This is a genomic window from Hyphobacterium sp., assembly GCF_965217055.1.
Lineage (GTDB): Bacteria > Pseudomonadota > Alphaproteobacteria > Caulobacterales > Maricaulaceae > Hyphobacterium.
This window is the reverse complement of record NZ_OZ244227.1, coordinates 830933-853066: the sequence shown is the minus strand read 5'-3', so window position 1 is coordinate 853066 and position 22134 is coordinate 830933. Positions and strand designations below refer to the sequence as shown.

Here is a 22134-nt window from a genome sequence, read left to right as displayed (position 1 = left end):
ACGGCCGGTTTCTCACGTGAATGTGATGCCCGATAAGCCGAGCCCGGCATATTCTGTGCCCGCTCGGGGAGAAACAACATGACAGGATGGCTTGCTCTTCTACTCACAGCGGTTTTTGCCGCACCGGCTGCGCTCGCCCAGCCGGGCTTGCTCACGCCTGATCCACGCGAGACCTCTGCTTTTTCCGGCTTGTCCGACGGCGCCCGGGATCTCGCGCTCGGTGAGCAGGTCACATTGGCTCTGCCGTCGGGCGCGCGCCATGACATTGTCCTCGACAGAATGGACGATGCGACGTCCCCGTCGCGCGTCTGGGTCGGTCACCTCGCCGAATACGGTCAGCAATACCGGGTATTGATTACCCAAGGTCCGGTTTCCGTGTTCGGTTATGCTGCAACACCTTCCGGCGCCTGGCGGCTGGCACCGGAACGCGCGGGCGGCCCATCCGTCTGGTTGCCCGAAACCGGCGTCATTGATGAGCCCGGCTCCGATGCGCTGTCACCGCCGCAGCCGGCGATCACATTACCGGAATTCGCGTTCGACGGCGAACGCATGGCGCGAGCCGTCGCTGCCGGGTCCAATGGCATGATCGACATCGCGATCGTCTACACGGACGGTATGATCAGTCTTTACGGCCTCGGACTAATGACACGGCTGCAACACCTCGTGAATGTGCTCGATCAGGCCCTGATTGACAGCGATACCGGATTACGCGCCCGTCTTGTCGGCGCAACTCGGGTGCCAGGCACGTGGAACGAATACACGTCAACGCTCGAATCCATTGACGATCTGTTTGCCGGCGCCAGTTTCGGCCACCCCGGTTCCGAGCCGGACGTCGCCGGCGGCGAATGCTCCAACGGTCCCAATGGCTGCGTCAATGATGGCGACCTTTCCAGCCTCCTTGAATGGCGCAACGCCTTGGGTGCCGACATTGTCGTGATGCTTCGTCGCTACTGGCGGGCCCAGCAGACCTATTGCGGTGTTGCATACGTCCCGGGTTTCGGCGGCGAGGGCGAGGTCGATCCTGACGAAGACTGGATTCTCGGAATTGCGGTCAGCGGTGATGGCCCCGATGGAAACGGAACGCCGGCGAATTGCGGCGACCTGACATTCGCCCACGAGGTAGGTCACAATCTGGGGTCCACACACAATGTCGAGAATACCACCAGTCCGGCGGTCTTCGACTTCTCCTATGGTCACCGCGTCGATTGCGACATGCGGACAATCATGGCCTACGATTCCTCGCGGTCGGGTGTGACCTGCTCGGGGTCGTATCCGAACGAGACCTGGCTGGTGCGCTTTTCCAATCCCGAACAGGATAATTGTTTCGGCAAGGCTTGTGGAGTTGGCGCCGGCAGTGTGCAAACACCGGGCTCGCCAAATGATGACATCACCACGCCGACCGACAATGCCCGATCCATGCGCGAAGCAGGATACAATGTTCGCGACTATCGTCCGACGGGTCTGACGGTACGTTCTGCCATCCTGCCCTACAGCCGGACCGTGGCATCCGGATCGCCGGCGACCGCCTTTGTCTCGATTGCCAATCCGGCTTCCACAGGGTCGACGGCCGAGAATTGCGGCCTGGAATTACACGGCGCTGCACTGGGCCAGTTCTCGGTGCGACCGACGGATCCGGCGACCAACGAGCCTGTCGGGGCTGTCGGCGAGCGTGTGGATATCCCGGCCGGAGAGATTCGCACATTCGTTGTGTCTCTGAGGCGCGGCCTCACTGAAAGCTATGACGATCTGCGAATTGACACGGTTTGCTCCAATCGCGCGCCCGCTCCGAGCATCGCTGGCGTGAATACGTTCCGCTTTACCTCGACCTCCCTGTCGCTGCCCGATGTTGTGGCTTTGGCAGCGACCACGGCAAACAACGGTCTTGTCGAACTGCCGGCGGGCGGCGGCGCATCGGCCTTTTCCGTCGCCAGTATAAATCTGCGTTCCATCGGGACCATTGTCGTCACGCCGGAAGCAGCATTTGGCATTGCGGCGCTGGAGACGCTCGAGATCTGCCGCACGAACGCCGAGAGCGGGGCATGCGAGACCGCGAGAGCTGCCAGTCAGTCGCTTTTGCTCGGCACTGACGAAACGGCGACATTCGCGGTGTTCCTGCGCAGCAATAATGACATTGCCAACGATCCGGCGCGAAACCGCGTATTCGTTCACTTCCGCACACCGGGCGGACATTCGGTCGGCGCGACAAGCGTGGCGGTGCGAACAGCGGCGCAATGAGGGTTCAGCGCGGACGCGTCCGGGCAATGATGTCTGCAGCACCTTGCGAGATGAGATCGAGGGCCACACGGCGGCCGAGCGCGCGCGGCGAATCAACAGCGCCCTCGGCTTGCGCGCGCAGCACGTTTTTCCCGGATAGATCCAGGACCTCAGCCGTCAATCGCAGGCCATCCCCCTGGGCCTCGGCATAGGCCGCGATGGGCGAATTGCAGTGGCCGTCCAGAACCCAGAGTAGCTCGCGTTCGGCATCAGCCGCAGTCTGCGCAGCGGGATCGTTGATGGCTGCCAGCCTTTGTCGTGTTTGCCAGTCATCCGCCGCACATTCGACAACGACGATCCCTTGCGTCGCCGCCGGCAGGATCTCGTTGGTCTCGAAAACATGGGAGATCCGGTCCGCCAGCCCTACGCGGCGCAGCCCGGCCGCCGCCATCACCAGCCCGTCAGCGGGCTCGGTCGTTCCACCATCCGGCAGACCCTGGCCGAGTGCCTGGTCGAGCTTGCGGATGCGGCTGTCTGCGGCACCTCGGAAATGGATGATCTCGACATCCGGAAAGCGTCGCCGCAACTGGGCGGCCCGGCGCACGGAATTCGTGCCCAGCCGGAAGCCTCTACCGCCAGCCGCTTCGAACGCCGTGAAATCCAGGCCAGCGCGCAGCACCAGCGCATCGCGAGCGTCCTCGCGCGGCCGGAAGGCACCGATCACGAGACCCGGCGTCTCTTCATTGCCCGGCATGTCCTTCAGGGAATGCATCGCCATCTGGATGTCGCCACGGCGCATCATCGCGCGGATGCCGGCGACGAAAGCGCCGCCCTTGCCGCCGTGGACCAGCAGCTTGCTGGTTTGATCGCGGTCACCTGCGGTATCGTTCTCGGCAATCCCGATGGTCAGGTCCGGATGAGCGGCCGCGAGCGCGGCAATGATCTCCCGCGTTTGCGCCAGCGCCATCTTGCTTTTGCGTGTTCCGATTCTCATGCCGCTGACGATTGCTCCTGAAGCTGGTGACCCCGGCAGGATTCGAACCTGCGACCCTCAGATTAGGAATCTGATGCTCTATCCGACTGAGCTACGGGGCCTTGGTCCGCTCATACCTTCGACCTGTTCAAAGACAAAGCTCCAATGCAAGAAAACGGATGATTCTGTTACCTGTCGGGAAACCTTTTCTTGGGGTGCCCATGGCGGCCGCCGACGGAAATGCCTAGCCTGATGCGTGAAGACATAGTCACATGCACAAGTGCTGGGGGCTGGAAACCGGATGATACAATCAGCGAAACGCCTGCTCGGACTGGCCGCATGTCTTGCGATTTCAGACGCGGCCCTCGCTGGCGATCTCGGTGCGGCGGTCTCCCCGGCTACGCGCGCGGTCGCCCTGCCCGACGGTGGCACCGCGACCGCCACGACTTTCGCAACGGTTGTCAATCGAACCGACAATGCACTCGGCAATTGCGAGGTCGAATTGCCCGGCCGGTTCCGCGATCTCGAGCTCGATTTCGTCTGGACGGATCCGGCAACCAACGCGGTTGTTCCCGGAAGTGAGAACACGCCATTTTCTCTGCCGCCACGAGCGTCGCAATCGCTTGTTCTGGCGGTCACGGCGGATCAGGCTTTCGATGGCATTATCCCGCCGGTTTTTGAGTGCGCAGGCGGAACGCCGGCGGATTCGATCTATGGCGTGAATACATTCGAACTCGTCGTGGCCGAGACAGCGCCGACGGATATCGTGGCGATTGGCATCGCGCTTCCCGACAATGACGGCGTCATCCGAATCGCAAGCGAGGGTGGCCGGCAGGCGATGGCGATTTCAGCGATCAATATCGGTGCCGCCGGCCTCGTGAATGTCCGACCCGTGGGAAGCTATGGTCAGAACGCAGACCTGCCTGCAGAGCTGACCGTTTGCGAGACCGACGCGGACGGCCAATGTCTGGAGACGCCGACATCAGGTGTCTTCCGCTATTTCGGTGCTGACGACATCGCCACTTTCGCGGTGTTCGCGCAAGCGGACGCCGGGAGCGCCATTGCGCTTGCACCCGCGACCAACCGGGTCGAAGTGCAATTCCTCGTCAGCGGCGAACTGACCGCGACGACCAGCGCCGCGATTACAGCGCCCGGTCCCGACTATCAGCTCGGAAGCCGCGACGCGCTGCGGTTGGCACAGCAGGCAAGTTTCGGCGCCCATCAGACGCTGATCGAGGACATCCGCCGCACGGGTGTCGAGGCCTGGGTCGATCGCCAACTTGATCTGGCAACATCCAGCTATGCCGATTTTGCAGCGGAAGCCGTGCCTGTGAATTTCTGCGACAACATGCCGGATTCCTGCTTTCGCGATCATTTCACCGCTATTCGGCTGCAGACACGGTTCTTCCAGAACGCGCTGCGAAATGACGACCAGCTGCGCCAGCGCGTGGCCTGGGCATTGTCGCAGATCCTTGTTGTGTCCGAGCGGGGCGTACCCCTCAACTACGCCCTCGCAGACTACAACGGGATGCTGCTCGACAACGCATTCGGCAATTATCGGGACATTCTCGAAGCGGTCGCGCGTTCACCGGTCATGGGCACCTATCTCGATATGGTGAATTCCCGGGCCATCGCGCCGAACGAGAATTTTCCGCGTGAATTGCTGCAATTATTCTCGCTGGGCGAGGTCCGGCTCAACCGTGATGGTACCACCCAGCTCGACGGGTCCGGCCGTGCCATTCCTGCTTATACGGAAGAAGATGTGCTGGAGCTCTCGCGGGCACTGACCGGCTGGGTCTACCCGTCGGCCGGAAACTTCATTCCCTCCTTCAACAACCCGCCGAATTTCTCGGGCGAGATGGAGCCGGTCCCGGCCGAGCACGACAGCGGCGCCAAGTTTTTCCTGGGCGTTGGCATGGCAGGCGGTCAAAGCCCCGATGCCGATCTCGAACAGGCAATCGACATCATTTTCGCTCACGCCAATCTTCCGCCGTTCATATCTCGTCAGCTGATCCAGCACCTCGTCACATCAAACCCGTCACCGGCCTATGTCGACCGCGTCGCCGCGGTTTTCGAGAATAATGGAGCCGGTGTGCGTGGTGATCTCCGGGCTGTCGTGCGCGCCATTATGCTCGACGCCGAAGCGCGCAATGCCGATCCCGACCCGGCGCGTGCCGGCAAATTGAGAGAACCGGTTCTCCTGATGACATCGCTGATGCGCCTGATCGGTGCGGAATCAGACGGCTATGCATTTATCCTGCGGATGGACGCACTCGGTCAGGTGCCGTTCGAAAGCCCGTCCGTATTCAACTTCTATCCCCCTGATTTTGCGCTCGCCGGCGCCGATGACCTCGTCAGCCCGCCGCAGGGCCTGATGAATATCAGCACGACGGTTGATCGCCATAACCTGATCTATGACTGGACCTTCGGAAACAAGGGTAATCGCTGGGATTGGCGCCCGATCGCCGAAATTCCGGCTTCTACCGGAAGTTCGATCGACTGGTCATCCTGGGGACGTCTGGCCTACGACCCTGACCGGTTGCTCGATACGCTTGATGAGCTCGCGCTGGAGGAAGACCTGAATGCCCAGCAACGCGCAGCGATCATCGACGCCATGAATGCCGAAACATATTGGGGCGATCCATTGCGCGAATCCCAGCTTCGCGCCCAGCTCGCTATCTATCTGATAGCGACCTCGCCGCAATTTCAGATCGATCACTAGGAGACCGCCATGCCTGTCAGTCGCCGCGATGTTCTCCGCCTGGTTGCCGGATCGGGTCTCGCCTCCTTCATGCCCGCCCTGGCGCGCGCCCAGACGATCGGTGGCGGAACCGGTTACAAGGCGATCGTCACGCTCTTCCTTTTCGGCGGCAATGATTCCAACAACATGATCGTGCCGACTGACGAGCGATTTGCCGACTACGAGCAGGCCAGAGGCGGCGCGATCGCCCTTGATCAGAACGCCCTGGTCGGGCTGCCCGGAACGAATTACGGCCTGCATCCCTCGCTCGCGCCATTGCAGAACATCTGGAATGAGGGCGGACTGAACTGGGTGTTCAATACGGGCCCGCTTCTGCAACCGCTGACGCGAGAACAGTTCGAAAGCCGCCCCGACCTTCACCCTGCCAACCTGTTCTCGCATGACGCACAGCAGAATCTCTGGCAGACGGCAGGCGGCACCAGCGAATTGCCGACCGGCTGGATGGGCCGCGTGGGAGACCGGTTTGTCGATGCAGGTTTTCAAGCTCCTTCGATTTCCCTGGCGGGTGCCCAACGCGCCATGATCGGCGAGCGAAACAACCCGCTTCTCTTGTCGGGCGGCAGTCTGCAGCGCTCCGGCTACGACCCGTCGAGCACGACTGCCGACGATATCGCGCGCCGCAACGCGGTCGACGTGATGCTGGCGGCGACGCAGAATTCGGACCTCGGGCAGATCACCCGCGATATCATGCAGGGTGACCTCGATGCAGGCCTTCAGCTCGACGGCATCCTGAACAGTGAAGAATCCGCCGTCACGGCTGCATTTGTCGATCCGGACAACAATGCCGTGACCGGCAGTCTCGCCGACCAGCTCAAGCGGGTTGCCCGCCTGATCGAGGGTCGCGGTGTGCTGAATGCGACCCGCCAGACTTTCATGGTTTCGACCGGTGGTTTCGACAATCACCGGAGCCAGGCCGGAACGCATTCGGGATTGCTCGCCAATGTCGGGCGCTGTGTCTACGCCTTCTACAACACGATGAAGGCCCTGGGAGTCGAAAACGACGTGGCGCTGTTCACCATGTCGGACTTCAATCGTGTGTTCGCCGGCAATGGTTCGGCCGGCTCCGACCATGCCTGGGGATCCCACCATTTTGTGGTATCCGGCGGGCTCGCGCCCAATCAGCTACTTGGCGGCTACCCGGATCTCGCCCTCGCCGGGCCGGACGATTCCCGTGATGACGGACGCTGGATTCCTTCCACCTCGATCGAGGAATATGGCGGCTCACTGGTTCGCTGGCTCGGCGTTTCCGACGCCGACATGCCCTATGTCTTCCCGAACTGGTCGACGTGGAATGGCGGCGGACGCGGGCCTGTGAATCTGTTCGCCTAGGTATTTTGGACTCGACTTTAAGGCGAGTGAGGCGTTAGCTGCTCGCATGATCCGCTTCTTGCTTGTGGTTGGGTTGATACTGGCAGTGCAAGCGCAGGCATCTGCGCAGACCGGCCTTGCCAGGCGTTTCGATGGCTGGGCCGTTATCGCCGTGGAGACCGAAGCCGGTGAAACCATGACCGTGCGCCTTGCGGGAATCGAACTGCCACGTCCCGGTGCACCCGGCCATGCGTTGGCGATGCAGGCCGTCGATGGATTACTGGAAGAATCGGGCCCGGTAACCGTGATTTCGGGCGACGCCGGGGAAGACCGATACGGCCATGTCGTCGCCGATCTCGATCTCGGAGGGCAGACACTGGCGGGATCGCTCGTGCTAAGCGGTTACGCCCTTGCGTATTCGTGGCCGGAAACGCGCGAAGCTGCAGCCGCGCTCCTGGAATTGGAAATCGAGGCCCGGCAATACCAGGGGGGCCTGTGGGGTTCGGGTGTATTTTCGATTCGCTCGCCTGACCCAAATACGCTGGCGTTGTATCTGGAGACGGTCCAGATCGTCGAGGCGCGCGTGATCTCGGTTGGGCAGACCAGAGAACGCACCTATCTCAATTTCGGCTTCGACTACCGCTCCGATTTCACCGTATCGATCGCGCAGGAAGATGTGCAGCACTTCGAAGATGCCGGTGTCGAGCTATCGTCGCTCGAAGGTCGCATCGTGCGCGTCCGCGGCTGGTTGCAAGCCATCAACGGCCCGTCTATCAGCATCGATCATCCCGAGCGGATCGAAATCATCACGCCGCTGGACGACATCGACTAGATCAGGCCGGCGATCTCCGGATCGCCAAAGCGCCTTGAAAGCGTCTTTTTGAGCTTCGTCAGTGCCTGGTGCTCGATCTGGCGGACACGCTCCTTGGAAATGCCGAGGCGCGTTCCGAGCGTCTCGAGTGTGACCACGTCTTCGCCGAGTTTCCGCTCGTGAATGATCAGGCGCTCGCGATCGGTCAGCGATTGCATGGCTTCATGCAGCCACTGGCCCCGCTTTTCCGCATCGTGCGATGTCATCACCGCTTCTTCCGGCGCTGGGCGGTCGTCTTCCAGGAGGTCCTGCCACTCGCCATCACCGTCCTCGGTATAGGGCGCGTTCAGCGACCGATCGGACGCTGCAAGGCGGGACGCCATTTTCTCTACGTCTTTCTCCGGAACCCGCAGGGCCTTGGCGGTCTTGGCACGGTTTTCCGCGTTCATTGCACCGCCATTAATGTCGTTGATCATGGCCCGCACGCGGCGGAGGTTGAAGAACAGCGTCTTCTGCGCCGACGTCGTGCCGGTCCGCACGATCGACCAGTTCCGCAGCACATAGTCCTGGATCGATGAACGGATCCACCAGGCGGCGTAGGTCGAAAAACGCACTTCCCGCTCCGGTTCGAACCGGGCAGCCGCCTGCATCAGGCCGACATTGCCTTCCTGCACCAGGTCCGCGAAAGGCAGTCCGTACTTCCGGAACTTCGAGGCAATTGCGATGACCAGGCGCATATAGGCTTGGGTAAGGTCGTGCAGGGCATTTTCGTCACCATCGTCGCGCCATCGGATGGCCAGCGTTTGTTCCTCTTCTCGCTCAAGCAGGGGAGCGTCCATCGCGTTGCGAAGGAAAGCCCGGTCCGGATCAGCGGAGCGGGAGCGGGCGGTGGACATTTTTGCCTGTGCCATGAACATAAATACGCTCACGCAGCGGGCCTGGTTCACTTTCCAGTCATAAAAAAACACCCGGCGCGATGGCCGGGTGTTTCCTTGCATAGTCAAAAGTGCGTCGGCGCCGTCAGGCTGCCTTCTTCAGAAGCGTCTTCGACAGCATGTCGCGCGCCGCATCGTGCTCGATCTTCTCGACGGCAGCGACTTCCCGCACCATGCGATCGATGGCGGACTCATAAAGCTGGCGCTCGGAGTAGGATTGCTCCGGCTGATCCTCGGCGCGGTGCAGGTCGCGCACGACCTCTGCGATCGAAATCAAATCGCCCGAATTGATCTTGGCTTCGTATTCCTGAGCCCGGCGGCTCCACATTGTCCGCTTGACCTTGGCCTTGCCCTTCAACGTCTTCAGAGCATCTTTCACGATACGGTCCGAGGACAGCGGGCGCATGCCGGATGTTTCGGCTTTGGCCGTCGGTACACGCAGAACCATTTTGTCTTGCTCGAAGGTCACGACATAGACTTCGATATCGAAGCCCGCGACCGAATCTTTCTCCACGCCGACTACGCGGCCGACGCCGTGCGCCGGGTAAACAATATAGTCGCCCTTCTTGTAAGAGCGGTTGTCATTCGCCGTTTTTTTGCTCATGGATACTCTCGTCTGGACAGGGAAAAGGCACACGGCTTCGCTGCCTTTGAAGACCGCTTTTTTCAAGTAAAGTGGCCCCCAAAAGGGTGTGTGTCCTTCTCCCCCGGAAAACGGGCGAGCTTTTCGCTCCGCCCAACGCGCCTATTCTATATCATAATTTTCGGTTAAAAACAATTCGTTGCCGGACGAACAGTTTACGAACCCTTGCCCGGCTTTTCCGAGAAATACTTCTCGTACTTGCCGGTTTCGGTGTCGAACTTCTCGGCATCGGCGGGCGCATCGATCTTCACCGTGATGTTCGGCCAGATCTCCGCGAACTTGGAATTGATCTCCAGCCACTTCCCGTCCGGGTCGTCTTCCGTGTCGGGTTTGATCGCCTCAACCGGGCATTCCGGCTCACAGACGCCGCAATCGATGCACTCGTCCGGATGAATGACCAGGAAGTTCTCGCCCTCGTAGAAGCAATCAACGGGGCACACTTCGACACAGTCCGTATACTTGCAGCGCACGCAGGCGTCCGTGACAATGTATGTCATCGATCTTCCGTTCCGGGGCGTTACTTAGCGACGATGGCGGACATGTGCCGAAGCCGGCAAAATGTCAACTTTGCCGGGCTGCGGCTTCTGCGCGCGACCGCGCCAGCACGCGTTCGCGATCATCTACGGCCAGCAGCGGCGCGATACGGCGGATAAAGGAATCCTCGAAAGGCGATTTCTCGCCATCGGCCATCGCGACCGACCAGAGATGTTCGATCAGCGCGACCCGCTCGCCGGATGGAAGACAGGCTTTCACCACCTTGGTGAACTGGTGGTGATCATGCGCATTATTGGCGAGATCCTCGGCCTTTGCCTGCATGTCGGCGGCCGCGTCGGCGTCGAGACCGAAAGCGGACTCCAAGATCGACCGGATCTGATCGGCTTCCACGTCAGCATAGATGCCGTCGGCGAGCGCGGCCTCGACGAGGAGCGCAGTAGCGGCGACATGCGGATCGAGTTCCGATCGTGGTTCCGCGGCCTGGCCGCCCCGCATCATCTTCTTGATGGCGTCAAACATCGTCTGACTCCTCCTCGCCCTGCAGTTCGTAGAGTTGGCGGGCTTCGCTCGCCGGGCCGCGCCGTTCACCTAACGCCGAGACTGTCAGTCGTACAATCCGGTTTCGCAAGGGGAAGGTCAAGAATTCACCGGGCCTCACCAGGCAGGACGCCTTCTCGATCCGTCTCGGACGCTCGCCAGAACCGATCCGGATACGCCCTTTCCCGACATAGGCTGTTGCCAGCGCCCGGGTCTTGAAGAAACGCGCGCGCCACAGCCATATGTCGATACGGACCGCGTCGCTGCTAGTCATTTCGCGGCTTTCCGGCGCGGCTTGCGCTGCGTCCGCCTTTCGGGCAGGGCCGGCTTGAGTTTCGCCAGGGCAGCGAACGGCGTGTCGGCCACGGGAGCTGGCTGTTGTGCCATTGGTGGCCGGTGCGCACGGCGCCGTGCCCAGCGTTCGCCCTGCGCTTTCTCCGGGTCCAGCCCCTTCTTGATGCGGCGATATCCGAGCGCGCCAAGTACACCGCGCAGATCCTGGACCGAGCAGCCAAGTACGCTCGTCATGGAAGGCGACAGCTCGAACGCGCCTTTTGAATCCTTGTCGCGCGCCTCGCGGATGGTATCGGCCAGCCGTTCCAGCATGTCGATGCGCACAACTCGCGGCCCGCAGGCCTGAAAACCCGAAGCCGCATAATCGGCCGCAGAAAACCGCGCATCGGCCGGTACGCTCATGAGCCCGGCCGCGGGGAGAAACATTTCGCTTGGCGCGCCCGACTTCACTGCCCGCAGGAGCGCCGCCAATCCCGCCGGCTCGGGCTTGATCATGGCCGGCATGAACAACGCGAATTCGCCGATCCGGATGCCCAGTTCGCGCAGCGCGCGTCGCTCCTGCGGTGAAAGATGACGAACCTCGGCATCGACGTCGCGGCGCGGTATTGCACCGCCATTCTCCGCAATCCGGAAAGCCAACCCGCGTGCGAGGCCGGACAGGTCACCCGCACGGTCCTCGTTCAGCAGTGTCACCAGAGGGGACAATTTCCTGGCAATCTTCTCGTGAATCCGCATCTGGACATTCTGGCGCGCGCGCTCGCGGGTTTCTGCGGCTGCAAGTTCGCCGCCTGTCAGCATGACTTCAGGCTTGTGCGTTGCTGGACCGGGCGCCAGTTGTGCCACCCTCCATGCATTCCAGCGGATTTTGCCATCTGGTTCAATGATGAGGTCCCCAGCCGGCGCTTTGGCAAGGCTGCCGAGTCGGCGGCTGATCTCGGGGCGCAGCGCTTTTTCTGCCGCCTGGCGTAAGGCCCGGGCTTCCAGCGCCGAGCCTTCAGTGTCAGCGCGGAACAGGAGGCCTTCGAGATGGCCGACCGTATGACCTTCCACCTTCACCGCACCATCCTCTGCCATATCGGTCTCCAGCGACTTGTCTGCGCGCAAGCCCTTGACCAGCGCCGCGGTTCGCCGGTCGACAAATCTCTGGGTCAGATGATCGTGCAGCGCATCCGATAGGCGGTCCTCGACCTCGCGCGCCCGCTCGCGCCAGACATCGGCCTCCTCGGCCCAGTCGCCGCGATGTGCGACATAGGCCCAGGTCCTGACCTGGGCGAGGCGCTGTGAAAGCACGTGAACATCGCCACCTGTCTTGTCCAGCCGGTCGAACTGGGCCGCCATGGCATCATTGGGGATCCGGCCATTCGGGCTGCGCAAATGGGTCAGGATCTGGTTGACCAGCCGCACATGCGCATCCAGCGACACTTTCCGGAAGTCGGGTATGCGACAGACATCCCAGAGCATTTCAGTCCCGGCCGGACTACGGCCGAGATCCTGTATGGAAGTGTCCCTGGCCAGCTGGGCGAGCGACAATTCATCGATGGTCTCCCGCGTCCGGCGCAGGACCGGGTCGCGCGAGGATCGCGACAGGCTCGTCAACAGCCCGTCGAGCGAACGCAGATCGAGCGCGCTGTTGCGCCACTGCACCTGGTCGATCGGCATGAAGGCATGATTTTCGACGGCCGCGATCAGCTCGCTTTCGAAGGGCCGCACCTGGCCAGTCTCGCCGAACGTCCCGTCTTGCCGGAACCGCCCCGCACGACCGGCAATCTGCCCTATCTCATGCGGGAAAAGGGCGCGCCGTCGACGACCGTCAAACTTCTCGCGCTCGGCAAAGGCGACGTGCTCGACATCCATGTTGAGGCCCATGCCGATCGCATCGGTGGCGATCAGATAATCAACCTCGCCGGACTGGTAGAGCTCGACCTGCGAATTGCGCGTGCGCGGGCTCAAAGCCCCCATCACAACGGCGGCGCCGCCGCGCTGCCGGCGCATCAGCTCGGCCAGAGCGTAGACGCTGTCAGACGAGAAGGCGACGATTGCAGAACGCCGCGGAAGGCGTGCCAGCTTGCTGGGTCCGCCATAGCTCAATGTCGAAAACCGTTCGCGCGTGACGATGTCGGCATCGGGCACCAGGTGTTGTACGACCGGGCGCATGGTTGGCGCGCCCAGCAGCATCGTTTCCTCGGTGCCGCGCGCATGCAGAAGACGGTCGGTAAAGACATGACCGCGTTCCGGGTCGGCCGCAAGCTGGATCTCGTCGACCGCTACGAAAGCCGCCTCGAAACCCAGCGGCATGGCCTCGACAGTACAGATGAAATAGCGCGCGCCGGGCGGCACGATTTTTTCTTCGCCTGTCACCAGCGCGGTGGCGCGATAGCCCTTCTCCTTGACCACCCGGTCATAGATTTCCCGCGCCAGCAGCCGGAGCGGCAGGCCGATCATCCCCGACCGGCGCGCCAGCATGCGCTCGACGGCCAGATGGGTCTTGCCGGTATTGGTCGGGCCAAGAATAGCCGTCAGCGGTTTGTAGGCGGTCATGACCGCGATATAGCGGCGTTTGACCTACTCGGCGACCGGTTCGACAGCAATCGAGCGCGCCTCGATGGTGATCGCTCCGAAGCCCGAATTGGTACGTATCCGCACCGGCAGGTGGATCGATCCGTCGGCAAAGGGCGCCAGCCACAGCACAACCGGCTCGGCAATGTCGCTTTCGCTCGGCATATCTTCCGGGTCATAGCCGGCAATGGGCTCGTAATAGGCATGGCAGCGCGTGGCTTCGCCGCGCCATGCGCGGGTTCGGATATCGTTGGCTCCGGCGACTTCAAGGCGCAGATCATATCGCGCCTTGCCGTCGAACACCGGAATTCGGCCCGAGCACAATTCACCAACATTCGAGGACTGTCGCAGTCCGAGTCGCAAAAGCGCGCTGATCGGATCGACCGCACCATTGCGCTGGGTTTCGTCGGCGGGCGGTTCGCCCATCGAACCGAAGGGTGGCACGACATCCGCCGTGGCGACACCGTCGGGGAAATCGATTCCCACTGTCCGGCCAGAGCCGCTGGAATGGTTGAAATGCTCATAGCGCCAGGGACGCAGTGCGCCATCGGCGTAGCCGGTAATGCCCGCTTCGATGTCAGCATCCGAGAACAGAGCTGCCAGGCCCGCGGTCGTAAAGCGCGCATTGGCGCCATAGGTGTCGTCAGCGATCTGTCCGGTGAGGGAGATGTTCGCGACGCGGAAAATCAGGACTGAACCGGAATAGTTGAGGTTGATCGAGACCGGCGGCGGAGCGGCGGGACTAGCCAGCTCGGCAGCATCAGTGGTCATCGCGGAAGACAGAAGCAGGGCAGAGGCTGCGAGACTCGAAACCAGCATTTCAATAATACTCCATCACAACACATCCCGCCCGCTGAAACGCGTCTTCACCCCTATCGCTGATCCAACATGGCTGCAAGATGAATGAGGATTGCACGCCACAGCGCTTGACGAACGCAGACCGCTTGGGTAAGTCCCGCGGCTCTTCGTCGGCAGAACTGTCCGGCGATCACGGAATTCTATTTGAGCGAAGGTTGTTGCCATGTCCCGGCGCTGTGAACTTTCTGGTGTAGGTCCTGTCGTGGGCAATAATGTCTCCCACGCGAACAACAAGACCAAGCGCCGTTTTCTGCCGAATCTTTGCGACGTGACTCTCGCGTCCGAAACTCTCGGCCAATCCTACAAGCTGCGGATCGCGGCCAAGACGCTGCGCAGCGTCGACCATATCGGCGGTCTCGACGCCTATCTGATGAAGGCCAAGGACGACCACCTCTCGGACCGCGCCATGAAGATCAAGCGCGCTCTGAAGAAGAAGGTCGCAGCGGCCTGAGCCGGATGGCCCGCACCCGCATTCAAGCGCCCGCAGCTCACGCTGCGGGCGTTTTTCGTTGGATTTTCATTTCTCCGATCTCGCCGGGATGCTGCGCTTTGGGATTAGCTCGCCATTGAAACTTAACGTAAACTTCGATCGAAAACTTCTCAGCTAGCCTTGATACCTCTTTCCAAGCATCCGGCGCCGACTGGCCCTGAATCGAAATTCCGAGATCACTGATATATTTATAGCCTTGGTCGGATCTTGGCTTGGTAGTGCTCGGTACCTGTAGTTCCGCAACAATTTGGTCAACGCCGAAGCCGCGCCCTTTCAACTCGCGAATTGTATTCAGGAGCAGCTTTTGCCAATTGGGACGTTCCAGCGCCTGACCACCGACGCTTGCAGCCAACACCCTTGTGAAGGAAAGCCCTGGGGTTTTTACAAAATTCCGTACGAGTGAATTTTCGGAAACTGGTTCAGAAGACTCGTCTATATCTCTCTCCATGCCGAGTTCGTCCATTTTCTCGGCAACTAACCGCTGAATCGTTTCCCCTGGCTTGGAGGTTCCTAGCCAGACGGCCACCGTTTTAAGGTCGACAAAGGTTGCATCGCTAACTCTGATCACAGGCATCTCCAATACTCCCTACTTCAGAATATGTTACATATAGCTCTAGTAGGAGGCAATATGTTACATAGATATTGTGATGCGACAGCGTCACATGGAGAATAAAAGAAATAATAACAGCATGTTAGTTACAATTCCTATCGACATCCAGAAAGGCATCGACGAATACGCGGCCACGGTAGCCGGGCACTCCAACCCGGCTTTCGATGCCAATGTGACACGGCTCTTCGCCGCGGCACGGGCAGCAGGCCACCCGATCTTGCACATCAAGCACAATTCGACCGAGCCCGGCAGCCTGCTGCGGCCGGAAGCGCCGGGCAATGCCTTCAAGGCCGAGGCGCGACCGCGGCCCGGCGAACCGGTGATCGAAAAATCGGTGAATTCCGCGTTCATCGGCACTGGCCTGGAACAGCAACTCCACCAGATGGGTGCCGATCATCTGGTGGTTTTCGGAATGACGACCGAGCATTGTGTGTCCACCACGGTCAGGATGGCGGCCAATCTCGGATTCCGGACAACCCTCGTCGGGGACGCTACGGCCGCCTTTCCGGCGACCACGCTGGATGGTGAAACCATCGACGCCGTCACCCATCACAAGGTCCATCTTGCGGCGCTTCACGATGAGTTCGCCAATGTGATCGACACCGATATGGCGGTTTCCCTTATGGCGGGCGGCGGCTAGTTTCTCGCTCGGAACGGAAGGGAATCCCATGCGCCAGTTCAGCCTTCTCGCCGCGTTCGGTCTAGTCGCCTGTTCGCAGCCCGCACCTGTAGAATCGACCCACACTGGCATCGATGCTGCAGATCGCGTCTTCTCGGGCGGTCCGATCTACACTGCGGACGACGACTGTGAACAGGTCGAGCTGGTCGCGGTGAGAGAAGGCATGATCGTCTTCGCCGGAAATGAAGCCGACCTGCCGGACGGCCTGATCGGCGAGACGACCGACCGCATCGATCTCGAGGGCGCGGCAATGTATCCCGGCTTCACCGACAGCCATGTCCACGTGCTCGGACTTGGTGCGCGCGAGCGCCTGCTGAATTTGGAAGGCACGGATTCGATCGAGGACCTGCAGGCGCGCGTTGCCGAAGCGGCGGAAGACCTGCCCGAGGGCGCCGTGCTGCAGGGAAGGGGGTGGATCGAGACACACTGGCCCGAAGACCGCTTCCCGAATCGCCTGGATCTCGACGCCGCCGCACCCGACATCGCCGTTTTCCTGGTCCGTGCGGATGGCCACGCCCTAGTCGCCAATTCGCGGGCCCTGGAACGCGCCGGTATCAATGCTGAAAGCGTGGCCCCGGAAGGCGGCGACATTCTGCGCGACGAAGACGGTGAACCGACCGGCATGCTGATCGATACGGCGATGGACCCGGTCACCGCGCTGGGCGGCAGCTTCACCGGCGAGGACCGCGCCAATGTCTATCTCGAGGGCGCCTGGTCTGCGGCTCGCTATGGCTGGACCGGGGGGCATGACATGTCCGTACCCTGGGCCGATGTCGCCATGATCCACGAGCTCGCTGAAGAATTGCCGCTGCGCGTCTACATATCCGCCAATCCAGACGGGCTCGCCCCGCTGGCCCAGGACGGCTATGTCGTCAGCGACAATCGACGGGTCATTGCCCGCGCGGTGAAACTTTACATGGACGGCGCGCTAGGGTCGCGCGGTGCAGCCTTGCTCGAGCCCTACAGCGACGATCCCGGCAATTCCGGGCTGATGCTTAGCCAGGAAGACGAGACGCTGTCAGCCATGGTCACGGCCCTGCAGAACGGCGTGCAGCTCAACATCCACGCCATCGGTGACAGGGGAAACCAGCTTCTGCTCGACTGGGTCGAGGATGCACTGACCGCCGTGCCGGCCGAAGCACGCGCCCTGCCGCAACACCGTTGGCGCGACGAACACACGCAGATCGTGGATCCGGCAGACATTCCGCGTTTTTCCGAGCTCGGCGTCATCCCGTCCATGCAGCCCAGTCATGCCATCGGTGATCTTTTCTTCGCCCCGGACCGGCTCGGACCGGACCGGCTCGACGGCGCCTATGCCTGGCGCAATCTGATCGATTCCGGCGTTGTGATCGCCGGTGGATCGGATGCCCCGGTCGAGCGCGGAGATCCGCGTATCGAATTCTACGCCGCCGTGGCGCGGCGCGCGCTGGACGGGACCCAGACCGGGGAATGGCGCCCGGACCAGGCTGTCACCCGCGGTGAAGCGCTGCGCATGTTCACGGCCTGGCCGGCCTATGCGTCTTTCCGTGAAGACGAGCTGGGCCGGATCGCGGAAGGATTGCGTGCCGATTTCACCGTCTTTTCCGACGACATCATGACCATTCCGGAGGCCGAGATCCTGGCCGTCGAGCCGGTAATGACCGTAATCGACGGCGAGATCGTCTGGCAGGCGGAATAGACCATCGGTCGCCATCCCGGGGGCGCGATAGCGCGAACCCGGGACCCATGCCGTGACTTTGACGAGTTCGCGTGGAAGCCCCGTGAACACAGACCGCCTTTCATGCCTTGCCGGGATTTTTTTCGGTGCCGGGTTTTCAGGTCAAGGGCGCGAAAGCGCCGCTTCGCGGTTTCACCCTTGAGCTGAAAACCCGGCACGAAACACTGTCTGGCATGGACGGTAAGGCGAGGCTCAGCATTCCCCTCTCCAAGCAGGGGTGACATGGACGCAAGGAAAACTGACGAGGCTTCCTCTCCCCTTTCAAAGGGGGGGGGAAAGGGGTGAGATCGCGAAGCGATGAGCCCCGCGGGTGAGCGGATGGTGGACCGTTATTCGGTGAACGCAAAACTCAACAGCAGCGTTCGCTGGCCGGGATTGTAATTGTCGTCCGACAGCACAAAGAGCCGCATTTCGCCATGCACCGCGGTGATGGCAATTCCTTCCAGATTGTCGATCGTCATTCCGGGTTCGAGCACGGCCAGCACCTCTGTGAGCGACTGCGCCGTCAGCGAACGATCCCGATTGTCGCGCGGGTCCGTGTCCAGCCGTGTGATCCGGATACGGTTTCCGATGTCCCGGGCGTAAAAGCGCTCGAGCACCAGCAGGAAATCCTCCCCGCCAGCCAACCCGGTGATGCCGAACCCTTCGACAGCGCGATAATCGACCACCTGTGGCTCCTGCCCGTTTGACATTCGCCATAGCGAGTGCGGGCGGCCTTCGACGATTGGATATTCGATGCTCGCCCAATACCCGTTTTCCGCCATCGCCAGCGCTTCGATCCCGCCGTTTTCGCGCAATCTGTCGGTCCCCGGCGGGGCTGGCAGGGGGGTTGGCGTCGCGATTGCAATCCCCGACCAGTCAGGCGAGATATCATAGCGATCAATTCGGTGTTCACGCTCGAAGCTGACGGCGTAGGCGCCGTCGCCGAGCGGGGCGAGCCCCTCGGCATCGGCGGCATCGCCCGTCAGATGAACACCGTCCGTACCGAGCATGGGCGCATAAAATGCCCGTGACAGGCCGATCAGCCAGCCCTCATCGTCAAATTCCAGATGAGCGGTCAGCCAGTAGGCGCTGTCTGAAATCGCCAGAAGCCGCGGGCCCTCGATTTCCATCGCCGAAAGACCGCCGAAAGTCTCGTCATCGGACGACAGGATGAGTCCGCCGCGATATTCAAGGGCGCCAACATCGAGCCGCTCGGGCTCATCGGGATAAAGCGGCACGCTTTCCGTCGCGATCAGGATCGGGCCCGGGCCTGGCTCGCCGGAACAGGCGGCGAGCACGAGGGCGGCGATTCCGATCAGTCGTTTCACACTTTGGCTCCCAGTTCGGCCCAGTCCGCGCGTTTCAGTCCACGCTTACCGCCCGAAGGTGACGATGTCATGGCGGCGCCTGGCGGACCAGCTTCCTTGTCGAACAGTGCGGCGAGCTGTTCGGTCATGGCCCCGCCAAGTTGTTCGACATCGGTGATCGTCACGGCGCGCTTGTAATAGCGGGTCACGTCGTGGCCGATGCCGATGGCCAGCAATTCGACATCCGAACGGTTCTCGATCTGCGCGATCATCTCCCGCAGATGACGTTCCAGATAGGCGCCGGGATTGGCCGATTGGGTGCCATCATCGACCGGCGCGCCGTCAGAGATGACCATCAGGATGCGCCGTTGCTCGGGGCGCATGGCCAGGCGCTTCCACGCCCATTGAAGGGCCTCTCCGTCGATGTTTTCCTTCAGCAGGCCTTCGCGCATCATCAGGCCGAGATTGGCCCGGCTGCGCCGCCAGGGTTCGTCAGCATTCTTGTAGACGATGTGGCGGATGTCATTGAGACGGCCCGGATTGACCGGCTTGCCGGCCTCGATCCAGGCTTCCTTGGCGCGCCCGCCCTTCCACGAGCGCGTGGTGAAGCCGAGCACTTCGGTCTTCACGCCGCAGCGTTCCAGCGTCCGCGCGAGTATGTCTGCACAGGAGGCAGCGGTCATGATCGGTCGGCCGCGCATCGAGCCGGAATTGTCGATCAGCAGAGTGACGATTGTGTCACGGAAATCGGTCTCCTGCTCCTGCTTGAAGGACAGCGGTGAGGTCGGATCGATCACCACGCGCGTCAGCCGTGCCGGGTCGAGCACGCCTTCCTCAAGGTCGAACGCCCAGGCCCGCGTCTGCTGCGCCATCAGGCGCCGCTGAAGCCGGTTTGCAAGGCGTCCGACCGCGCCCTCCACGCCCTTCATGTGCTGGTCGAGATAGCGCCGCAGGCGAGACAGCTCCTCCTCGTCACACAGGTCCTCGGCGCGGATGATCTCGTCATACTTGGTGGTGAAGATGCGATAACTCTCGGCCGGCCGGTCCTCGAAGCGCGCATAGTTCGGCCGTTCGGCCCGCGCCGCCTCTCCCAGCTCGTCCTGGCTGTCGGTCTCCCCCAGCGTCTCGTCGGATTGGAAGTCGATCTCGTCGTCATCCGCGGAACTGCCCTCGGCATCGACATCGTCGCCGTCATCGCCGTCGGGCTCACTGTCACCGTCATCCTCGCCGGTCTGCTGTTCACTATCCATGCCGGCATCGTCGTCGGACTCATTGTCGGATTCTTCCGGGTCACCGCCCAGCTCGTCGGCCAGGTCGAGATCGCGGATGACTTCTTCCAGCGATTTCGCGAAGGCACGCTGATCCCCGGCATTCTCCGCCAACGCGTCAAGCGCCTCGCCGGCAGCGGATTCGATGTCCTCGCGCCACACCCGCATCAATCCGTCCGCGAGCTCGGTCACGGGTTCGCCGGTGATCCGTTCGCGCACCATCAGGCCGATCGCCTCGTGAAGCGGCGCCTGCTGCCGGTCCTCGACCCGGTTCCAGCCCTTGGCCACGGCCTTGGCTTCCAGCGCCGCATTGAGATTGGCCGCCACGCCGCGCATTGCCTTGGCACCCAGCCCCTCGACGCGCGCTTGCTCGGCGGCTTCGAAGATCGCGCGCCCCTGCGAGCCCGGTGGCAGCGTCTCGGCGAAGGTCTGGCGGTTGTGATGCAACAGCTTCAGCGCCAGTGCATCGGCGCGGCCACGCGCCGCCTTGGCGTCTGCAGCGCTGACTTCGCCCGGATTGGGCAGTGTCATCTTGCCCTTGGCATAATTGGCGATCTCGCCGCCAAAGCGCACTTCCAGATCCTTGTCCTGCGCGATCGCCCGCGCCGAAATGGCCAGCGCGCGCTTGAAGGCATCGGCGAGGGGGTTGTCGGTCATCTCACCCTAGGCCGCGCTCGCCGGTTTCGCCGGGCTCGGCTTCAGCGGCGCTTCAGGAAGATCTTCGCCGAAGACGCGCTGGTAGAATTCCGCAATCGTCGGGCGTTCCAGTTCGTCGCACTTGTTGAGGAAAGTCAGCCGGAAGGCATGGCCGATATCGCCGAAGATCTCGGCGTTTTCCGCCCACGTCAGCACGGTGCGCGGGCTCATGACCGTGGAAATATCGCCATTGATGAAGGCATCACGGCTCATGTCCGCGACCTTCACCATGTCGGCGATCGCTTTCTTGCCCTCAGGCCGGGCGGCGAATTCCGGCAGGCGCGAGGCGATGATCTTCTCCTCGGTCTCGGCCGGGAGGTAATTCAGCGTCGCGACAATCGACCAGCGGTCCATCTGGCCCTGGTTTATCTGCTGGGTACCATGATAGAGGCCTGTCGTGTCGCCCAGGCCGACCGTGTTGGTGGTCGCAAAAAGCCGGAAATAGGGGTGCGGGCGGATCACCTTGGTCTGGTCGAGCAAGGTCAGCGAGCCCGCGGCTTCCAGCACGCGCTGGATCACGAACATGACGTCCGGCCGGCCGGCATCATATTCGTCGAACAGGAGCGCGACCGGGCGCTGCAAAGCCCAGGGCAGAATGCCTTCCTGGAATTCGGTGACCTGCTTGCCGTCGCGCAGCACGATGGCGTCCTTGCCAACCATGTCGATGCGGGAGACATGGCTGTCGAGATTGATACGGATCATCGGCCAGTTGAGCCGCGCGGCGACCTGCTCGATATGGGTCGATTTGCCGGTGCCGTGATAGCCTTGGATCATCACCCGGCGATTGCGCGCGAAACCGGCCAGGATCGCCCGGGTCGTGGCCGGATCGAAGACATAAGCCTCGTCAACCGGCGGCGTATGCTCGTCAGGCTGCGAGAAGGCGGGCACTTCGAAACCGGGATCGAAGCCGAACAAGGCTTCGCAGTCGGCTACGATATCGGGCTCGGACAGGGGAAAATGTTCGCTCATGGCACTCATATATCGGGCAGAGCGCGCTGGA

Annotated in this window: 19 protein-coding genes and 1 tRNA gene; 7 read left to right on the top strand and 13 right to left on the bottom strand. The window is 61.9% G+C overall.

Going from position 1 to position 22134, the window contains the following annotated elements:
- The first annotated feature begins 78 nt into the window (after window positions 1-78).
- The gene (locus ACOOFN_RS04280; protein WP_420434018.1) at window positions 79-2235 is read left to right on the top strand and encodes a reprolysin-like metallopeptidase; all 2157 of its coding nucleotides are present in this window, start codon (window positions 79-81) and stop codon (window positions 2233-2235) included.
- 4 nt (window positions 2236-2239) lie between these two features.
- Here ACOOFN_RS04280 and hemC read toward each other — a convergent pair whose 3' ends face one another.
- Together hemC and ACOOFN_RS04270 are read right to left on the bottom strand one after the other, a co-directional pair.
- Window positions 2240-3208, bottom strand: coding sequence for a hydroxymethylbilane synthase (gene hemC / locus ACOOFN_RS04275; RefSeq protein ID WP_420434016.1), 969 nt, complete (start codon window positions 3206-3208; stop codon window positions 2240-2242).
- Window positions 3209-3232: 24 nt separating this feature from the next.
- Window positions 3233-3309, bottom strand: a tRNA-Arg gene (locus ACOOFN_RS04270).
- A 179-nt stretch (window positions 3310-3488) separates the two neighbouring features.
- Here ACOOFN_RS04270 and ACOOFN_RS04265 point away from each other — a divergent pair.
- The 3 genes from ACOOFN_RS04265 to ACOOFN_RS04255 are packed head-to-tail and all read left to right on the top strand — an operon-like array spanning window position 3489 to window position 8088.
- Window positions 3489-5909: a DUF1800 domain-containing protein gene (locus tag ACOOFN_RS04265; protein WP_420434014.1), complete on the top strand. Its 2421-nt coding sequence runs from the start codon at window positions 3489-3491 to the stop codon at window positions 5907-5909.
- A 9-nt stretch (window positions 5910-5918) separates the two neighbouring features.
- The gene (locus tag ACOOFN_RS04260; protein ID WP_420434012.1) at window positions 5919-7277 is read left to right on the top strand and encodes a DUF1501 domain-containing protein; all 1359 of its coding nucleotides are present in this window, start codon (window positions 5919-5921) and stop codon (window positions 7275-7277) included.
- Between the two features lie 46 nt (window positions 7278-7323).
- Window positions 7324-8088: a thermonuclease family protein gene (locus ACOOFN_RS04255; protein WP_420434010.1), complete on the top strand. Its 765-nt coding sequence runs from the start codon at window positions 7324-7326 to the stop codon at window positions 8086-8088.
- Here the strand turns inward: ACOOFN_RS04255 and ACOOFN_RS04250 are convergent.
- The 7 genes from ACOOFN_RS04250 to ACOOFN_RS04220 all read right to left on the bottom strand — a co-directional run bounded on the left by ACOOFN_RS04250 (window position 8085) and on the right by ACOOFN_RS04220 (window position 14346).
- Window positions 8085-8963: an RNA polymerase factor sigma-32 gene (locus tag ACOOFN_RS04250; protein ID WP_420435005.1), complete on the bottom strand. Its 879-nt coding sequence runs from the start codon at window positions 8961-8963 to the stop codon at window positions 8085-8087. The two genes, ACOOFN_RS04255 and ACOOFN_RS04250, sit on opposite strands and share 4 nt — an antisense overlap.
- Before the next feature lie 124 nt (window positions 8964-9087).
- Window positions 9088-9606, bottom strand: a complete 519-nt coding sequence (locus ACOOFN_RS04245; RefSeq protein WP_420434008.1) for a CarD family transcriptional regulator — start codon at window positions 9604-9606, stop codon at window positions 9088-9090.
- Between the two features lie 194 nt (window positions 9607-9800).
- Window positions 9801-10142: a ferredoxin FdxA gene (gene fdxA / locus ACOOFN_RS04240; protein ID WP_420434006.1), complete on the bottom strand. Its 342-nt coding sequence runs from the start codon at window positions 10140-10142 to the stop codon at window positions 9801-9803.
- A 64-nt stretch (window positions 10143-10206) separates the two neighbouring features.
- Window positions 10207-10659, bottom strand: a complete 453-nt coding sequence (locus ACOOFN_RS04235; RefSeq protein ID WP_420434004.1) for a TerB family tellurite resistance protein — start codon at window positions 10657-10659, stop codon at window positions 10207-10209.
- Window positions 10652-10951 (bottom strand): RNA-binding S4 domain-containing protein, encoded by a 300-nt coding sequence (locus ACOOFN_RS04230; protein ID WP_420434002.1) that lies wholly within the window; start codon window positions 10949-10951, stop codon window positions 10652-10654. Before ACOOFN_RS04230 ends, ACOOFN_RS04235 begins: the two co-directional genes overlap by 8 nt.
- The gene (locus ACOOFN_RS04225) at window positions 10948-13509 is read right to left on the bottom strand and encodes a helicase-related protein (RefSeq protein WP_420434000.1); all 2562 of its coding nucleotides are present in this window, start codon (window positions 13507-13509) and stop codon (window positions 10948-10950) included. The genes ACOOFN_RS04230 and ACOOFN_RS04225 overlap by 4 nt, the downstream gene beginning before the upstream one ends.
- 24 nt (window positions 13510-13533) lie before the next feature.
- The gene (locus ACOOFN_RS04220) at window positions 13534-14346 is read right to left on the bottom strand and encodes a DUF3108 domain-containing protein (protein WP_420433998.1); all 813 of its coding nucleotides are present in this window, start codon (window positions 14344-14346) and stop codon (window positions 13534-13536) included.
- Window positions 14347-14548: 202 nt separating this feature from the next.
- On the opposite strand from ACOOFN_RS04220, the gene rpmB reads away from it, so the two are divergent.
- Entirely contained in the window at window positions 14549-14836 is a 288-nt protein-coding gene (gene rpmB, locus ACOOFN_RS04215) for a 50S ribosomal protein L28 (protein WP_420433996.1), read from the top strand.
- 37 nt (window positions 14837-14873) lie between these two features.
- Here the strand turns inward: rpmB and ACOOFN_RS04210 are convergent, their stop codons facing one another.
- The gene (locus ACOOFN_RS04210) at window positions 14874-15449 is read right to left on the bottom strand and encodes a T4SS efffector SepA family protein (protein WP_420433994.1); all 576 of its coding nucleotides are present in this window, start codon (window positions 15447-15449) and stop codon (window positions 14874-14876) included.
- A gap of 115 nt (window positions 15450-15564) precedes the next feature.
- Between ACOOFN_RS04210 and ACOOFN_RS04205 the strand changes: the two genes are divergently transcribed.
- Together ACOOFN_RS04205 and ACOOFN_RS04200 are read left to right on the top strand one after the other, a co-directional pair.
- The gene (locus ACOOFN_RS04205) at window positions 15565-16125 is read left to right on the top strand and encodes a cysteine hydrolase family protein (RefSeq protein ID WP_420433992.1); all 561 of its coding nucleotides are present in this window, start codon (window positions 15565-15567) and stop codon (window positions 16123-16125) included.
- 28 nt (window positions 16126-16153) lie between these two features.
- Window positions 16154-17842, top strand: coding sequence for an amidohydrolase (locus ACOOFN_RS04200; RefSeq protein WP_420433990.1), 1689 nt, complete (start codon window positions 16154-16156; stop codon window positions 17840-17842).
- Window positions 17843-18210: 368 nt separating this feature from the next.
- Here the strand turns inward: ACOOFN_RS04200 and ACOOFN_RS04195 are convergent, their stop codons facing one another.
- From ACOOFN_RS04195 to cobS, 3 genes are read right to left on the bottom strand one after another with little or no spacing between them, the layout of a single operon-like run.
- Window positions 18211-19191, bottom strand: a complete 981-nt coding sequence (locus tag ACOOFN_RS04195) for an esterase-like activity of phytase family protein (protein ID WP_420433988.1) — start codon at window positions 19189-19191, stop codon at window positions 18211-18213.
- On the bottom strand, window positions 19188-21095 hold the full coding sequence (cobT, locus tag ACOOFN_RS04190) for a cobaltochelatase subunit CobT (RefSeq protein ID WP_420433986.1): 1908 nt from the start codon (window positions 21093-21095) through the stop codon (window positions 19188-19190). The genes ACOOFN_RS04195 and cobT overlap by 4 nt, the downstream gene beginning before the upstream one ends.
- A gap of 6 nt (window positions 21096-21101) precedes the next feature.
- The gene (gene cobS, locus ACOOFN_RS04185; RefSeq protein WP_420433984.1) at window positions 21102-22103 is read right to left on the bottom strand and encodes a cobaltochelatase subunit CobS; all 1002 of its coding nucleotides are present in this window, start codon (window positions 22101-22103) and stop codon (window positions 21102-21104) included.
- Window positions 22104-22134 lie beyond the last annotated feature (31 nt).

Excerpts from the sequence above, each read along its gene's own strand:
- ACOOFN_RS04255 (WP_420434010.1), top strand. The coding sequence starts at position 7,324 with ATGATCCGCTTCTTGCTTGTGGTTGGGTTGATACTGGCAGTGCAAGCG.
- ACOOFN_RS04250 (WP_420435005.1), bottom strand. The coding sequence starts at position 8,963 with ATGTCCACCGCCCGCTCCCGCTCCGCTGATCCGGACCGGGCTTTCCTT.
- ACOOFN_RS04225 (WP_420434000.1), bottom strand. The coding sequence starts at position 13,509 with ATGACCGCCTACAAACCGCTGACGGCTATTCTTGGCCCGACCAATACC.
- ACOOFN_RS04245 (WP_420434008.1), bottom strand. The coding sequence starts at position 9,606 with ATGAGCAAAAAAACGGCGAATGACAACCGCTCTTACAAGAAGGGCGAC.
- ACOOFN_RS04210 (WP_420433994.1), bottom strand. The coding sequence starts at position 15,449 with ATGCCTGTGATCAGAGTTAGCGATGCAACCTTTGTCGACCTTAAAACG.
- ACOOFN_RS04280 (WP_420434018.1), top strand. The coding sequence starts at position 79 with ATGACAGGATGGCTTGCTCTTCTACTCACAGCGGTTTTTGCCGCACCG.
- cobT (WP_420433986.1), bottom strand. The coding sequence starts at position 21,095 with ATGACCGACAACCCCCTCGCCGATGCCTTCAAGCGCGCGCTGGCCATT.
- ACOOFN_RS04205 (WP_420433992.1), top strand. The coding sequence starts at position 15,565 with ATGTTAGTTACAATTCCTATCGACATCCAGAAAGGCATCGACGAATAC.
- ACOOFN_RS04265 (WP_420434014.1), top strand. The coding sequence starts at position 3,489 with ATGATACAATCAGCGAAACGCCTGCTCGGACTGGCCGCATGTCTTGCG.
- ACOOFN_RS04200 (WP_420433990.1), top strand. The coding sequence starts at position 16,154 with ATGCGCCAGTTCAGCCTTCTCGCCGCGTTCGGTCTAGTCGCCTGTTCG.
- hemC (WP_420434016.1), bottom strand. The coding sequence starts at position 3,208 with ATGAGAATCGGAACACGCAAAAGCAAGATGGCGCTGGCGCAAACGCGG.
- fdxA (WP_420434006.1), bottom strand. The coding sequence starts at position 10,142 with ATGACATACATTGTCACGGACGCCTGCGTGCGCTGCAAGTATACGGAC.
- ACOOFN_RS04230 (WP_420434002.1), bottom strand. The coding sequence starts at position 10,951 with ATGACTAGCAGCGACGCGGTCCGTATCGACATATGGCTGTGGCGCGCG.
- cobS (WP_420433984.1), bottom strand. The coding sequence starts at position 22,103 with ATGAGCGAACATTTTCCCCTGTCCGAGCCCGATATCGTAGCCGACTGC.
- rpmB (WP_420433996.1), top strand. The coding sequence starts at position 14,549 with ATGTCCCGGCGCTGTGAACTTTCTGGTGTAGGTCCTGTCGTGGGCAAT.
- ACOOFN_RS04220 (WP_420433998.1), bottom strand. The coding sequence starts at position 14,346 with ATGCTGGTTTCGAGTCTCGCAGCCTCTGCCCTGCTTCTGTCTTCCGCG.
- ACOOFN_RS04235 (WP_420434004.1), bottom strand. The coding sequence starts at position 10,659 with ATGTTTGACGCCATCAAGAAGATGATGCGGGGCGGCCAGGCCGCGGAA.
- ACOOFN_RS04260 (WP_420434012.1), top strand. The coding sequence starts at position 5,919 with ATGCCTGTCAGTCGCCGCGATGTTCTCCGCCTGGTTGCCGGATCGGGT.